This is a genomic window from Aquabacterium sp. G14 (assembly GCF_037482285.1).
In the GTDB taxonomy this organism is placed as follows: domain Bacteria; phylum Pseudomonadota; class Gammaproteobacteria; order Burkholderiales; family Burkholderiaceae_C; genus Aquabacterium.
The window spans coordinates 137768-152856 of record NZ_JBBEYB010000004.1 but is presented as its reverse complement, the minus strand read 5'-3'; the positions used below and the strand labels follow the sequence as shown (position 1 = coordinate 152856).

The 15089-nt window shown below is 65.4% G+C and carries 10 protein-coding genes and 1 pseudogene; 6 read left to right on the top strand and 5 right to left on the bottom strand.

Annotated elements, in window-relative coordinates; genetic code table 11:
• Positions 1–9 precede the first annotated feature (9 nt).
• The 4 genes from WIT60_RS06595 to WIT60_RS06580 are packed head-to-tail and all read left to right on the top strand — an operon-like array spanning position 10 to position 4977.
• Positions 10–792: an enoyl-CoA hydratase/isomerase family protein gene (locus WIT60_RS06595; protein ID WP_339583136.1), complete on the top strand. Its 783-nt coding sequence runs from the start codon at positions 10–12 to the stop codon at positions 790–792.
• 4 nt (positions 793–796) lie between these two features.
• Positions 797–2803 carry an acetyl/propionyl/methylcrotonyl-CoA carboxylase subunit alpha gene (locus tag WIT60_RS06590; protein ID WP_339583135.1) on the top strand — a complete coding sequence of 669 codons (2007 nt, stop codon included), beginning with the start codon at positions 797–799 and terminating at the stop codon, positions 2801–2803.
• A 23-nt stretch (positions 2804–2826) separates the two neighbouring features.
• Positions 2827–3747, top strand: coding sequence for a hydroxymethylglutaryl-CoA lyase (locus tag WIT60_RS06585; protein ID WP_339583134.1), 921 nt, complete (start codon positions 2827–2829; stop codon positions 3745–3747).
• Positions 3748–3798: 51 nt separating this feature from the next.
• A complete protein-coding gene (locus tag WIT60_RS06580) occupies positions 3799–4977 on the top strand; it encodes an isovaleryl-CoA dehydrogenase (RefSeq protein ID WP_339583133.1) in 1179 nt (392 codons plus the stop codon).
• A gap of 73 nt (positions 4978–5050) precedes the next feature.
• On the opposite strand, the gene WIT60_RS06575 is transcribed toward WIT60_RS06580, so the two are convergent.
• The 3 genes from WIT60_RS06575 to WIT60_RS06565 all read right to left on the bottom strand — a co-directional run bounded on the left by WIT60_RS06575 (position 5051) and on the right by WIT60_RS06565 (position 9304).
• Entirely contained in the window at positions 5051–6382 is a 1332-nt protein-coding gene (locus WIT60_RS06575) for a diguanylate cyclase (protein ID WP_339583132.1), read from the bottom strand.
• Positions 6379–7236: an ABC transporter substrate-binding protein gene (locus WIT60_RS06570; RefSeq protein WP_339583131.1), complete on the bottom strand. Its 858-nt coding sequence runs from the start codon at positions 7234–7236 to the stop codon at positions 6379–6381. Before WIT60_RS06570 ends, WIT60_RS06575 begins: the two co-directional genes overlap by 4 nt.
• Positions 7237–7330: 94 nt before the next feature.
• Positions 7331–9304, bottom strand: a complete 1974-nt coding sequence (locus tag WIT60_RS06565; protein WP_339583130.1) for a TonB-dependent receptor plug domain-containing protein — start codon at positions 9302–9304, stop codon at positions 7331–7333.
• A gap of 339 nt (positions 9305–9643) precedes the next feature.
• Between WIT60_RS06565 and WIT60_RS16870 the strand changes: the two are divergent.
• Both WIT60_RS16870 and rpoH read left to right on the top strand, forming a co-directional pair.
• Positions 9644–11227: pseudogene (locus WIT60_RS16870) on the top strand (methyl-accepting chemotaxis protein).
• A 155-nt stretch (positions 11228–11382) separates the two neighbouring features.
• Positions 11383–12309, top strand: a complete 927-nt coding sequence (gene rpoH / locus WIT60_RS06550) for an RNA polymerase sigma factor RpoH (protein ID WP_339583127.1) — start codon at positions 11383–11385, stop codon at positions 12307–12309.
• 68 nt (positions 12310–12377) lie between these two features.
• Here rpoH and pgi read toward each other — a convergent pair whose 3' ends face one another.
• Complete coding sequence (pgi, locus tag WIT60_RS06545; RefSeq protein ID WP_339583126.1) at positions 12378–14030, bottom strand: glucose-6-phosphate isomerase; 1653 nt, start codon at positions 14028–14030, stop codon at positions 12378–12380.
• A gap of 13 nt (positions 14031–14043) precedes the next feature.
• Entirely contained in the window at positions 14044–14991 is a 948-nt protein-coding gene (gene tal / locus WIT60_RS06540) for a transaldolase (RefSeq protein ID WP_339583125.1), read from the bottom strand.
• Positions 14992–15089 lie beyond the last annotated feature (98 nt).

The window sequence follows — 15089 nt, the reverse complement described above, 5'->3', positions numbered from 1 at the left end:
ACGCCCGCCATGTCGAACCTGGACATCCGTCATGAAGGCCCCGTCAGCCACGTGTGGCTGAACCGCCCGACGCTGCGCAACGCCTTCGATGCCGCCACGATTGCCGAATTGACGCACACCTTCACCGAGTTGGCCAACCGGCCGGGCTTGCGCGTGGTGGTGCTGGGCGCGCACGGCAAGGCGTTTTGCGCTGGCGCCGACCTGAACTGGATGCGCGAGATGGCCGGCTACAGCTGGGACGAGAACCACGCCGACGCCACCGGTCTGGCCGACATGCTGTGGGCGATTGCCAGCTGCCCGGTGCCCGTGATCGCCCGCGTGCAGGGTGACGGCTACGGCGGCGGCGTGGGCCTGGTCGCCGCCTGTGACATCGCGGTCGGCACCCCCAACGTGGGCTTCAGCCTGTCGGAGGTCAAGCTGGGGCTGACGCCCGCGACCATCAGCCCCTATGTGCTGCGTGCCATCGGGGAGCGCGCTGCGCGTCGCTACATCGTCACCGCCGAGCGCTTCGATGCGGCACAGGCTCATCATCTGGGCCTGCTGCATGAGGTGGTCGTAGCCGATGCGCTGGACGCCGCCGTGGACCAGCTGGTGCATGCCATCGTCGCCAACGGCCCGCAGGCCGTGCGGGCGGGCAAGCGCCTGATCAGCGAAGTGGCCGGGCAGCCCCTCACGCCCGCCCTGCGCGACCACACCGCGCGCCACATCGCCGACATCCGCGCCAGCGAAGAAGGCCGCGCTGGCCTGCACGCTTTCCTGAACAAGACCGCGCCCGCGTGGCAACAAGGCTGAGCCCATGTTCACCAAAATCCTCATTGCGAACCGCGGAGAGATCGCGTGCCGCGTCGCCAGCACCGCACGCCGCCTGGGCATCCGCACCGTGACCGTCTACTCCGACGCCGACGCGCTGTCCCGCCACGTGCAACTGTGCGACGAGGCCGTGCACATCGGCGGTGCCAGCCCGCGTGAGAGCTATCTGTGCGCCGACCGCATCCTCGCGGCCGCCCAGGCCACCGGCGCCCAGGCCATCCACCCCGGCTACGGTTTCCTGAGCGAAAACGAAGCCTTCGCGCAGGCCTGTGTCGATGCGGGCATCGCCTTCATCGGCCCACCGCCATCGGCCATCGCCGCCATGGGCAGCAAGTCGGCTGCCAAGGCACTGATGGAGCGCGCGCAGGTGCCCCTGGTACCGGGCTACCACGGCGACCACCAGGACCCCGCCTTTCTGCAAGCCCAAGCCGACGAGATCGGCTACCCCGTGCTGATCAAGGCCAGCGCCGGCGGTGGCGGCAAGGGCATGCGTCTGGTGCAGCAGTCGGCCGATTTCGCCGCCGCCCTGGCCTCCTGCCAGCGTGAAGCCCAAGCCAGTTTCGGCGACGCCCATGTGCTGATCGAGCGCTACGTCACCCGCCCGCGCCACATCGAGATCCAGATCTTTGGCGACACCCACGGCCACTACGTGTACCTGGGCGAGCGCGACTGCTCGGTGCAACGCCGCCATCAGAAGGTGCTGGAAGAGGCCCCGGCCCCCGGCATGACGCCTGAGCGTCGCGCCCAGATGGGCGATGCGGCCATCGCCGCGGCGCGCAGCGTGGGCTATGTCGGGGCGGGCACGGTGGAGTTCATCTGCGAGCAAGACGGCAGGTTTTACTTCATGGAGATGAACACCCGCCTGCAGGTGGAGCACCCGGTCACCGAGGCCATCACCGGCCAAGACCTGGTGGAGTGGCAACTGCGCGTGGCTGCCGGTGAACCTCTGCCCTTGACGCAAGCGCAGATCACCTTCACCGGCCACGCCATCGAAGCGCGCATCTGCGCCGAGAACCCGGCCCAGCAGTTCCTGCCCGCCACCGGCACGCTGCAGGTGCTGCGCACCCCGATCTGCAGCACCTTCGCGATTGCGCCGGTGCGCATCGACAGCGGCGTGCGCGAAGGCGATGCCATCACCCCGCACTACGACTCGATGATTGCCAAGCTCATCGTGCACGGCGAAGACCGCGCTGCCGCCTTGTCCCGACTCGACACCGCCCTGTCCGATCTGCACATCACCGGCCTGAGCCACAACGTCAGCTTCTTGCGCCGCGTGGCCGCCACCGCGTCGTTCGCGCAGGCCGACCTGGACACTGCCTTGATCGAGCGCGAACACAGCGCGCTGTTTGAAGCGCCCTCGCTGCCCATCGCGCACGCCGTGGCCGGCGCCCTGCTGCGCCTGCAGGCCGACGCCCAGAACACCACGCCTCACCACGCTCACCGCGACCCCTGGTCGCGCACCGACCACTGGCGCCTGCACGGTGACGCACGTCGTCTCGTCAAACTCCACATCGACGGCCAGACGCTCGCTGTCATGCTGGACATCCAACGCGACGGCACCTGGCAACTCAGCTGGGATGCCGTCAACGTGACGGTGCAGCCCCTGAGCCGCACCGACCACGGCGGCGAGCAGTTCGAGGCCGATGTGCAAGGCCAACGCCTGCGCCTGAGCGTGTACCGCCACGGCAACGAGCTGGATGTGTTCACCTCGCAAGGTCACGCCCGCGTGCAACGCATCGACCCCCTGCGCCAGTCCGACGAGCAGGCTGCCGGAGGCCGCCTCACCGCGCTGATGCCCGGCAAGGTCGTGGCCATGCTGGTCAGCGAAGGCCAGCAGGTCAAGCAAGGCGAGGCCCTGGCCGTCACCGAAGCCATGAAAATGGAGCACACCCTCACCGCTCCGCACGACGGCGTCGTCTCCGCCATCCTCTGCGCCGTGGGCGACCAGTTGGCCGAAGGCGTCGAACTGCTGCGCCTGGAAGCCACGGCCTGAGCATCGTCACACAGGATCACACCATGAGCCACCCCACCTTCCCCAGCCACGTCACCCTGGTCGATGTCGGCCCGCGTGACGGCCTGCAAAACGAAGCGCAGCCCGTGGAGGCTGCCGACAAGATCGAGCTCGTGCACCGACTGCAAGCCGCCGGCCTGCGCGAAATCGAGGTCACCAGCTACGTCAGCCCCAAGTGGGTGCCGCAGATGGCCGACAACGCCCAGATCATGGCCGGCATCCAGCGCCAACCGGGCGTGCGCTACAGCGTGCTCACGCCGAACATGAAAGGCTTTGAAGGCGCCCTCGCCTCGCGGGCCGACGAGGTGGTCATCTTCGCCGCCGCCAGCGAAGCTTTCAGCCAGCGCAACATCAACTGCTCCATCGCCGAGTCCATCGAACGCTTCCGCCCCGTGGCCGAGGCCGCCAAGGCCCACGGCATGAAGGTGCGCGCCGCCGTCTCGTGCGCCCTGGGCTGCCCTTACCAGGGCGAGGTCTCGCTTGACGCGGTGGAAGACGTCGTGCAACGCCTGCTTGACATCGGCTCTGACCACATCGGCATCGCCGACACCATCGGCGTGGGCACCGCCGGCCGCGTGACCGCCGTGATGGAACGCGCCTTGAAGCACGTGCCCCTGGCCGAGCTAAGCGGTCACTTCCACGACACCTACGGCCAGGCGCTCACCAACATCTACTCCAGCCTGGCGCTGGGCATCCACACCTTCGACACCAGCATCGCTGGTCTGGGCGGCTGCCCCTATGCCAAGGGCGCCACCGGCAACGTCGCCACCGAAGACGTGGTCTACCTGCTGCACGGCCTGGGCATCAACACGGGCATCGACCTCGACGCCTTGGTGGATGCCGGCGCCTTCGTCTCCAGCGTATTGGGCCGCAAGCCCGTCTCCCGCGTCAGCAATGCCCTGCTGGCCAAGCGCACCCAAGCCTGATCTGCCCCCATCTTTCTTCACTCTGACAACACGACACCGAGGAGCTTTCTCATGACCCTGCCCGGCCTGAATCACCAACTCGGTGAAGACATCGACGCCCTGCGCGACAGCGTGCGCACTTTCGTGGACAAGGAACTCGCGCCCCGCGCCGCCGACATCGACCGCGACAACCTCTTCCCTGCCGACATGTGGAAGAAGCTGGGCGACCTGGGCGTGCACGGTCTGACCGTATCCGAAGAGTACGGCGGCACCAACCTGGGCTACCTGGCCCACATGGTGGCCATGGAAGAAGTCAGCCGCGGCAGCGCCTCGGTGGGCCTGAGCTACGGCGCGCACTCCAACCTGTGCATCAACCAGATCCACCGCAACGGCAGCGAAGCGCAAAAGCAAAAGTACCTGCCCAAGCTGATCAGGGGTGACTTCGTCGGCGCCCTGGCCATGAGCGAGCCCAACGCCGGCTCCGACGTCGTCAGCATGAAGTTGCGCGCCGAGAAGAAAGGCGACCGCTACGTCCTCAACGGCAGCAAGATGTGGATCACCAACGGCGGCGATGCCGACGTACTCGTGGTCTATGCCAAGACCAACCCGGAAGCCGGCGCCAAGGGCATGACCGCCTTCCTGATCGAGAAAGGCATGAAAGGCTTCAGCAAGGGCCAGCACCTCGACAAGCTGGGCATGCGCGGCTCCAACACCTTCCCGCTGTTTTTTGAAGACTGCGAAGTGCCCGCTGAGAACGTGCTGGGCGGCGAAGGCAACGGCACCAAGGTGCTGATGAGCGGCCTGGACTACGAGCGCGCCGTGCTCTCGGGTGGCCCGCTGGGCATCATGCAGGCGGTGATGGACAACGTCATCCCCTACATCCACGAGCGTAAACAGTTCGGCCAAGCCATCGGCGAGTTTCAGCTTGTGCAAGGCAAGGTCGCCGACATGTACACCGTGCAGCAGGCCGCCCGCTCGCTGGCCTACACCGTGGCCAAGAACCTCGACGCTCTGGGCGCCCAACACGCCCGCCATGTGCGCAAGGACTGCGCCGCCCTCATCCTGTGGACGGCAGAAAAAGCCACCTGGATGGCCGGCGAAGGCATCCAGATCTTCGGTGGCAACGGCTACATCAACGACTACCCGCTGGGCCGCCTGTGGCGCGATGCCAAGCTCTACGAGATCGGTGCCGGCACATCGGAGATCCGCCGCATGCTGATCGGCCGCGAGCTGTTCGCCGAAACGGCCTGACTGGCGTCCAGCACTGCCACCGGTCTCAGCCGGTGCCCCCCCAACGCACACCGGTGACACACCGGCGCATCGTTCACGCGTCCGTCGTCTCCAGCACCACCCGGTTGCGCCCCTGGGCCTTGGCCTGGTACAGCGCCGCATCGGCCCGCGCCAGCCAGCCCGTCAGGCTCAGTTCACGGCGATCAAACTGCGCCACCCCGATGCTCACGCTGAACTGAAGCGGCTTGCCCTCCACCAGCAAGCGGCTGTTGTGCACGGCCTCGCGGATGCGCTCGGCCAAGGCGGTGGCCTGCTCGGCCGTGATGTTGGGCAGCAGCACCACGAACTCCTCGCCACCCAAGCGAGCCACCAGGTCCACCTTGCGCACCAGTTGCTGCACCGTCTGCGCAAAGCTCACCAACACCGCATCGCCCGTCACATGGCCATGGGTGTCGTTGACCACCTTGAAGTGGTCCAGGTCCATCATCAGCAAGGACAACTCGGTACGGTAACGCAGGGCCCGCTGCATCTCGGCCTCGGCGGCTTCCGAAAATGCCCGCCGGCTTGCCACCCCGGTCAGCGAGTCGGTGCGCGCAGCCCGCTCGGCCGCCTCCTTCTGGTCACGCAACTCCTGCGTGGCCTGGCTGATCTGGTGCTGCAACTCTTCCTGGGTGGTGGCGATCCGCGCCACCATGGCATTGATGCCCACCGCCAGCGGGCGCAAGATGCCACTGTGGGCCACGTCCACACGCTCCGCCAGATGCCCCTCTCCCACCAGCTCAACCACCCGGTTGATGCGGCCAATCTGCGACGACACCAGATCGGCCAACACCGAAGCCATCACCCCCGCCAGCATCAAGCCCCCCACCGCCGTCGCCAAAGACCAGATCAGCAACTCGCGCCGCTGCTGCGCCAAGACATCCAGCGACATCTCCACCACGGCGTACCCCAGCAAACGCCTCTCGGTGGCCCGAATCCGGGTGTCTTCCTCTGGCACCGGGGCATACACATCGTCTATGGGCACGGTCGCCGTGGAGTAGATGGGCTGTGACACCACCAAAGCATCTTTGGACTGCACAATCTGAACGGCGCCATCGAGGCGCGGCGCACGCGCCTTCATCTTGCCGGCTGCCGCACGCAACTGCCCCTGGGCGTTGTAGATGATCACACCGCGCAGCTGCACGTCGCTGCGCATGGTGGCTTCCGCCAGACGCGCCAGCGCCTCCTGGTCACCCGCAAACAGACTGAATTCGGCCGCGCTGCCCAGTTGTCCCGCCGAAGCCGCTCCGCGGTCTTTCAGCGCCTCGGTCATGCGGCCGCCGTACTGAGAGGTGAAGCCCACCACCAGCAAGGCGATCACCAGCATCGCTGGCAAGGCCGTCGCCAGCCACAAGCGCACCCGTACGCCACTCAACTTCAGTTTCACCGCATGCCCTCCTCACGCCGCAAGGCATCGGTCAACACCGTCACGTCCGGCACATCCAGCCCCAATGATCGGCACACCTGTTCATTGATGGCAATCGTGAAATCATCAGCCCACCGTGAAGCCGGCCACGCCGCCAACACCGACGCCGCACCCAGCGGCACTTTCAACATGCCCGCCACCTGACGGCCCGCCTGAGACGGACTGGCGTACAGGCCCAGGGCCGCGCCGGCTTTCACCAAGGCCGGTGAGTAGCTCACCACCGGCACCCGCTGACGATAAGCGGTCATCAACACATGCTGCAGGACCGCCACGTCGGCCACGGCACCATCCGGCAGAATCAACAACACGTCGGCGTCGGCCAACACCGAGCGCAGCGCAGACGACACCGCATCGGGCTTGTCCACCACCCCGATCACCAGCCGCAAGCCACGATCTTGAGCGGCCTTGTGTAAAGCCTGTCGCTGCGACGCAGTATCGTCGTCCAGCAACACCCCCACGGTGGTCAGCCGTGGCATGGTGCGACGGATCAAATTGAGGTAGCGCTCGACAGGCTGATCCAGATACGCCGCAGACACCCAACTGGGCGGGCGCTTCCAGATGGCCGTGAACCCATCCTTGGGCAACAGCGCCGACAAGATCGGCACCCGCGCCCAATCGGCTTGCGTACCGGTGCGCTCCATGGCCATGCGCAAGGCGCTGGCACCCAGCGTCACCAACGCTGTCGGCGGCGGTGAGATGGGCCACTCCCGCGCATTCAAGATCACCAACTCCTTGCCACGCCCCACCTGACGCCAGTCGGCCTGCAAGGCTGCTGCAGCCTCCTTGTAAGCCCAGGACGTGTCAGAGAGCAGCACCCACACCCCCTCACCCGCGGCCCACACCCGCCCCCCTGGCACAGACAGGGTGGCCGCTACGGTACAGGCAAGGGACTGGCGGCGCGTGATCAGATCACATCTCCATGCGCAAAGTCAGGAAGCTCTTGCGAGCGAGTTGGAAGTTCTCTTGAACGCGAACGAAGGTGGCAGGCCCATTGACCGACTGAACGGTCAACGCCACCTCGGCTTTGTTGGCGCCAATGCGGAAAGGATAGGCCAAACGCACATCCGTGCGATGCTCAAACGGCATCCAGTCCTCCCTCGCACGCCAGGTCATGCTCCCAATCCGTTCGTGAATCACCCCCAGCTGCACGTTAGCAGGCAAACGTTGGAACAACGCGATCATGGTCGTGTGCTTGGGTGGTCGGCGCTCCTTGTGCTGCTCAAGACCCGGATCATCCCACTTGACGTGACCGACGCTCTGGTTGAACCAGACCTCGGTCGCGCTGAACGGCTTCCAGCGAAGTTGGTACTCCAGCCCCGTCAAGGACAAACCCGTGAGATTGACGTAATCACGGGAGCGTCGCCCATTGATCGGATTGGTCTCCGGGTGTGGGTACAACTTTGTGCGAATGACGTCTTGCATCCGCTCGTGGTAAAGCCGCGCATCCAGGGTCAGGTGGAGATCCTTGAAGCGCCCCACATAGCCCAACTCCTTGCTCAGCAGCTTCTCCGGCTGAACGCCACCGGTCGCAGCGTACTCATGCACGTACAAGCCACCCACGTCAGTGTAGATGCGGGTATCAGCCTTGTACTCATACAAGTTTGGTGCACGGATGGACTCGGTGACCCCGAAACGGAAGGTGTGCTCCGGTGACAGCAGCCAGTTGGCCATCAGGCGAGGCGCCGTGTAGGTGCCAGCACGGCTGTGGTTCCCCACAAACAGACCGCCATTGAGCAGCCATTGGGGATGAAGCCGCCACTCCAGGGTGCCGAACGCACGTGTTTCCCGGAAAGACACCCATTCGCTGGTGTTGTACAGCGGCGCAGAGCGCGCGCGCTCATCCTTGAACCCCACCCCCATCACCGCCCGCACACTGTCGGACAGGCCCAGCTTGCGCTGCACCTCCACGTTCGCCCGGCGCCCGAGCCCACCATAGTCCATCGTGAAATAAGCGCCCGGGATGGGATACGTCGCACGGGTCGCGCGGTCATTGGGCGCCGTGGCGAAGTCCTCTTTGGCATCTTCCATGAAACTGGCTGACACCTTGAGTTCGTCGTCAAAGCCCAGTTGACGGCGCCACTCGCCCTGCACATAGCTGTCGCGGGTGCGGATCTTGTGGGGTGGATTTTCGTTGTCGCTGTCGCCCTCGCCGGCATCCAGGTACGACACTCCCATCGCCACCATCACGTCATCGGCCAGGGTCGGCTTGAAGTCAGCACGCGCGTTCACCTGTCCCAGGCGCTTGTCATCGTAAGCATTGAGATAGCCCGCATCTCGCTGCTCACCCACCGAGAGGCGGAAACTCGCCGCCTCATCGCCCCAGCCAATCCGCACCCGGCGATCGCGAATTCCATTGTCCCCGGACGTCAGCAGCACCTCACCACCGGTTGTGTCCGCACTGTGGCGCGTGATGATGTTGATGACACCAAACATGGCGTTCGCACCATAAGCCGCTGAGTTGGCACCGCGCAGCACCTCGATGCGCTCGATGTCCTCCAACATCACATCCATCATGCCGCGGTGCGTGTCGCCCAGATAGCTGGTCGAGTACACCGAGCGACCATCGATCAGCACCAGGTTGCGCGTTCCGTAGTCGTCCATCGGGATGTGGTAGGCCGCCAGCGGGTTGGCCCCGTTCCAGCCGCCCGCCAGGTAGCCTGGCACCAGACGCAGCACCTCCGGCAGCGTGCGTGCCCCTGACTGACGGATCGTCTGGCGATCGATCACCGTGATGGCCCCGGGCGCTTCATTCAGGGGCTGATCCAGCCGACTGGCGGTCAAGACCACCGGCACGTTGGCGAAGTAGTCCTCTTCCGTCACCGACCGCTCGGCCGCGTGCGCACCGACCCCGGCAACACCCGCCAAGGTCACAACCAGGCCCACGCTGTGGCACACCTGACGAACACGAAACGCTGGCAACAACACCATGACACACCCAAAAACTGCACGTGCTCAATTATGAGCACGGGCTGTGTGCCCTGTATGACGGGAAACCGAGAGATGTGACCAGCGAGGTCATGCATCACACTCTCGGCCACGCTGCTCACATGACCCAGACCGAATCCACGCGCCGATGAGCGGCCGCGCCATTCCGTGAACAGCTGCACACCCCATTACACTCAAACATGATTCAAATCGGCGTCAACTCAATCAGACGCCCTTTTGCACTGGAATTGTCGATACCTTCGCGCCAACGCAACCTTCCAAGCAGTGAGCATTGGCATGAATCTCCAGCAGTTGTCCGTCGGCAAACGCCTCAGCATCGGTTTCGGCCTGGTCCTGGCCATCCTCATCGTTGTCACGATGATCGCCCTGGTCAAGGTCAACGTCATCAACACCGCCCTGCACGCCAACAGCGACGAGCACACCTCCATTCAGCGGTTTGCGATCAATTTCCGCGGCTCGGCACACGATCGCGCCATCGCCATCCGGGACGTGGTGCTGAGCACGCAACCGTCCGAGCGAGACAAGGAAGTCGCCACCATTGCAGCCTTGGCCCGCTTCTACGCCGAGTCCGCCACCCCGCTGGAGAGCCTGCTCGGCAAGTCCGCCGATCAGGCGGAGCTCAAGCGCCTGTACGGTGCCATCCAGGCCATCGAGGCACAGGCTGTCGCCACCACCCAGGCCATCGTGAACATGGTGAACGCGGGTGACACGGCCGGCGCTCAAGCCCTGTTGTGGACGCAGGCCAAGCCCCAGTACGTCCAGTGGCTGGCGGCCATCAACCAGCTGATCGACTACGAATAGCAGCGCGTCCAGATCCAGAACAAGATCGCGCTGGAAGAAGCAGAAGGGTTCCTCATGGCGATGCTCACCGCGCTGACCCTGGCGCTGCTGTGCGGCGCCGCGCTCGCGTGGACACTGTCGCGCAGCATCGTGCGGCAACTGGGCGCCGAGCCTCAGGCGCTGGGAGAGGCCGCCCGACGCGTCGCCGCGGGCGATCTCAAACCGATTCCCGGCGCCGACCTGGCCCCGGCTGACAGCGTGCTTGCCTCGCTGGGGGCCATGCGCACCAGCCTGGCTGGCATCGTGGCCCAGGTACGTCAGGCGTCTGACTCGATTGATACGGGTTCGGCAGAGATCGCCACCGGCAACGCGGACCTGTCGGTGCGCACCGAGCAGCAAGCCTCCAACCTGCAGCAGACCGCCTCGTCGATGTTGCAGATGAACACCGCCGTCAAGGCCAACGCCGAGACCGCCCGCCACGCCACCCAACTGGCCTCATCGGCCACCGCCGCCGCCACCAAGGGTGGTGAGGTGGTGGGTCAGGTGGTCGCGACCATGGAGGACATCAGCGCCAGTTCGCGCAAGATTGCCGACATCATCGGCGTGATCGACGGCATTGCCTTCCAGACCAACATCCTGGCGCTCAACGCCGCAGTCGAAGCCGCTCGGGCGGGTGAGCAGGGCCGCGGGTTCGCTGTGGTCGCCTCCGAGGTGCGCAGCCTGGCCCAACGCAGTGCGGAAGCAGCCCGTGAGATCAAGTCCCTCATCGGCGACAGCGTCACCAAGGTCGAGCAAGGCACCCAACTGGTCAACGACGCTGGCGCCACCATGGACGACATCGTCACCCAGGTCAAGAACGTATCGGACCTGATTCACGAGATCGGAGCGTCCACGCAAGAGCAGACCGACGGCATCGACCGGGTCAGCCACGCCGTCACCGAACTCGACCGCAGCACGCAGCAGAACGCTGCACTGGTCGAGGAAAGCGCTGCCGCCGCGGAAAGCCTGCAGCATCAGGCCCGCCGTCTGGCTGAACTGGTACGCCTCTTCCAGTTGAACGCGACAGAGACCGCTCGGTGATCCCACGGGCGCGATGGACTGCGCCCCCGCCCCTGAACCGGGGCACCACCTCCCGTCTTCATGGCCCCAGGCCCGGCATGGAACTTTCGTCCGATTTAGCACTCTGACACCGCGAGTGCTAACATTAGCTGAGAAGGACCACGAAAGGACCATCCATGACCCTGACGACCGCCCTTGCCCCCCGTGACCCCTGGAGTGTGGTGCCCTCACTGGGCAATCTGGACGCGTACATCCGCTCGGTCCAGGCCATCCCCATGCTGGATGCCGACGAGGAGCAAACCCTGGCGCGTCGTCTGCGTGACCAGCAAGACTTGCAGGCCGCCTCCAAGCTGGTGCTCTCGCACCTGCGTCTGGTCGTGTCCATCTCCCGCCAATACATGGGTTACGGCCTGCCGCAAGGTGACCTGATTCAGGAAGGCAACGTCGGTCTGATGAAGGCCGTCAAGCGCTTCGACCCTGATCAGGGCGTGCGCCTGGTGAGCTACGCCATGCACTGGATCAAGGCCGAGATCCATGAATACATCCTGAAGAACTGGCGCATGGTCAAGGTGGCCACCACCAAAGCCCAGCGCAAGCTGTTCTTCAACCTGCGCTCACTCAAACACCAGTTCAAGGGCGAAGAAGGCGCAGAACACCTGGGCCGTGCCACCCTGTCCGACCACGACATCCACCGCGTGGCCAATGAACTCAATGTGCGTCCGGAAGACGTCATCGAGATGGAGACCCGCATGGCCGGCGGTGACGTGGCCCTGGAGGCTCCTACCGACGACGACGGGGATGCGCCCGTCGCCCCGCTGGCCTATCTGGCCGACGAAGCGCACGAGCCGACCCGCGTGATCGAGGCGCACCGCCGCGACTGGCTGGCCAGCGATGGCATCGCCCTGGCGCTCGACCAGCTGGATGCCCGCAGCCGCCGCATCGTGGAAGAGCGCTGGCTGCAGGTCAACGACGACGGCTCGGGCGGCATGACCTTGCACGAATTGGCCGCCGAATATGGCGTCAGCGCCGAACGCATCCGTCAGATCGAAGTGGCCGCCATGAAGAAAATGCGCAAGGCCCTCACCGAGGTCGTCGACGCCTGATCCCTCGCGACGTCCCCAGCCAGCTGGCTGGGGCTGCGCGGTCGCACAGGCGGCCAATCAAGCCCGGGTCAGGCACCGCGCAGTCGCGCGATCATCGCCGCCGTGGCGGGGTCCAGTCCGCTGACATCCCCGCTGTCCAGGCGCGGCAACAGGTCGTTGCTCATCGCCTTGCCCAGCTCCACGCCCCACTGGTCAAAGGAGTTGATGCCCCACAAGGCTCCGCTCACCAGCACGCGGTGTTCGTGCAAGGCGATCAGGGCGCCCAGAGAGCGCGGGGTCAAGGCATCGATCACCATCGTCAGGCTGGGGCGATTGCCAGGGAAGGTGCGGTGGCGGGCAATGATCTCCGGAGGCACCTCTTTCGAGGCCGTGGGGGCCACCTCGTGCGCAGCCTGCTCGGTGGTCTTGCCCCACATCAGCGCCTGTGCCTGCGCCAAGCCATTGGCCAGTAACATCTGATGCTGACGGTGCAGCATCGCCTGCACGGCCGGCGACAACTGCCCGGCATCGCGCAGCGGCAGGCCCTTGAACAAGATGAACTCCACCGGGATCACGTCGGTGCCCTGATGCAGCATCTGGAAAAACGCGTGCTGTCCGTTGACCCCAGGCTCGCCCCACACCACCTCACTGGTCGCATAGGTGAGCGGCTGCCCGTGGCGGTCGACGCCTTTGCCGTTGCTCTCCATCACCAACTGCTGCAAATAAGCCGGCAACCGGCGCAAGCCATGGTGATAAGGCGCGACACAACGGCTGGTGTAGCCCTTGAAGTTGCGGTACCAGACGTCCATCAGGCCCAGCCACAGCGGCAGGTTCGCCTCCGAGGGGGCCGAAGCGAAATGCTGGTCCATCGCATGGGCACCGTCGAGCAAGGCGCGAAAATGCTGGCTGCCCAGGGCCAGTGCAATCGGCAAACCAATGGCCGACCACAGCGAAAACCGGCCGCCCACCCAGTCCCAGAAACCGAAGGTGCGGGTGATGCCAAACGCCGCAGCCCCCTCCACATTCGAGGTCGTGGCCACAAAGTGACGGGCAATGTCCGTGCCGCCCTGATCCAGGAACCACTGGCGCGCGGTGCGCGCGTTCACCATGGTTTCCTGGGTCGTGAACGTCTTCGACGCCACGACGAACAAAGTGTGCTTCGGGTCCACCTGGCGCAACACACCGGCCAGATCCTGACCGTCGATGTTCGAGACAAAGTGACAGCGCAGGCGCGGGTTCGCAAAGGCCTCCAGCGCCATCACCACCATCTGCGGCCCCAGATCGGAGCCGCCAATGCCGATGTTCACCACATCGTGGATGTCACCGGGGTTCGGCCCACCCGCGCTGGCCTTTACCTCATCGGCAAAGGCCAGCATCTGATCGAGCACCGCGTGAACTTCGTCGCTGAAAGGCGCTTGGCCGCGTGGCGCACGCAGTGCGGTGTGCAGCACCGCACGCCCTTCCGAGCCATTGACCAGTTCACCGCGCAGCAGGGCATCGCGCCGCTCGGCCAGTCGACACTCGTGAGCCAAGTCCAACAGGTGGCGCCGCGTGGCGACATCCCAGTGCACCCGCGACATGTCCACCACCACCTCGGGCGCCTCGAAGGTCAGAGACTCGACGCGGCGAGGATCTTCGGCAAACAGAGTGCGCAGGTCCAGGTCGGCGCCATGGGCCTGGTAATGCCCACTCAGGGCCGCCCAGGCCACCGTCTGATCACAGCGTGGAGAAGACGAGATCATGCCCACTCCCTACTCAAAGCTGGGCTTCGATCAGGGCATCCAGCTTGCCGGCATCCACCGCGAACGCGCGAATGCCCTCGGCCAGCTTCTCGGTGGCCATGGCATCTTCATTGAGGGCGTAGCGGAAGGCGGCCTCGCTCAAGGGCGCCTCGGGCGCCTGCGTGCCAGAGGGCGGCGTCAAATGGCGCACCACCGGCGCCTCACTGGCCTGCAATTGCGCCAGCAACTCGGGACTGATGGTCAGCAGGTCACAGCCGGCCAGGGCCAGGATCTGCCCCACATTGCGGAAGCTGGCGCCCATCACCTCGGTGCGCACGCCGTGGGCCTTGTAATACTGATAGATGCGGGTGACGGACTGCACGCCTGGATCGTTCACGCCCGCCTGTGCGGCCTCGTCCCAGGCAGCCCCGGCCGACTTCTTGTACCAGTCGTAGATGCGGCCCACAAAAGGCGAGATCAGCTGCACGCCGGCGTCGCCACAGGCACGCGCCTGTGCAAAGGCGAACAGCAGCGTCAGATTGCAATGGATGCCTTCTTGCTCCAGCACGCGTGCCGCCTGGATGCCTTCCCAGGTGGCGGCGATCTTGATGAGCACGCGAGACCGCGCCACACCGGCCGCCTCGTACAGCGCGATCAGGCGACGGGCGCGCGCCAGGGTGGCTTCGGTGTCGAAGCTCAGCCGGGCGTCCACCTCGGTCGACACTCGGCCCGGCACCACCTTGAGGATTTCCAGACCAAAGCGCACCAGCACCTGGTCGACGATCGCGTCCAGCGGCGCAACCCGGTGGGCGGCCACCACCTCGGCCAGCAAGGGCGCGTACTCGGGCTTTTGCACCGCCTTGAGGATCAGGGACGGGTTGGTCGTAGCGTCTTGCGGGGTGAACTGGGCCAGTTGCTTGAAGTCACCGGTGTCGGCGACGACCGTGGTGCAGGCCTTGAGCTGATCGAGTTGCGAGGTCATGGGCAAACAACGTGAAACGGGCTGGCGCAGACCCCGTCATGCAACGAGATCGACCAGCATCCTGAATTTGGCTTATCGTGAGACCACATTCTGTCCCC

Coding starts and splice junctions, on each gene's coding strand:
- WIT60_RS06585 (WP_339583134.1), top strand. CDS start 2,827: ATGAGCCACCCCACCTTCCCCAGCCACGTCACCCTGGTCGATGTCGGC.
- WIT60_RS06595 (WP_339583136.1), top strand. CDS start 10: ATGTCGAACCTGGACATCCGTCATGAAGGCCCCGTCAGCCACGTGTGG.
- WIT60_RS06590 (WP_339583135.1), top strand. CDS start 797: ATGTTCACCAAAATCCTCATTGCGAACCGCGGAGAGATCGCGTGCCGC.
- tal (WP_339583125.1), bottom strand. CDS start 14,991: ATGACCTCGCAACTCGATCAGCTCAAGGCCTGCACCACGGTCGTCGCC.
- rpoH (WP_339583127.1), top strand. CDS start 11,383: ATGACCCTGACGACCGCCCTTGCCCCCCGTGACCCCTGGAGTGTGGTG.
- pgi (WP_339583126.1), bottom strand. CDS start 14,030: ATGATCTCGTCTTCTCCACGCTGTGATCAGACGGTGGCCTGGGCGGCC.
- WIT60_RS06580 (WP_339583133.1), top strand. CDS start 3,799: ATGACCCTGCCCGGCCTGAATCACCAACTCGGTGAAGACATCGACGCC.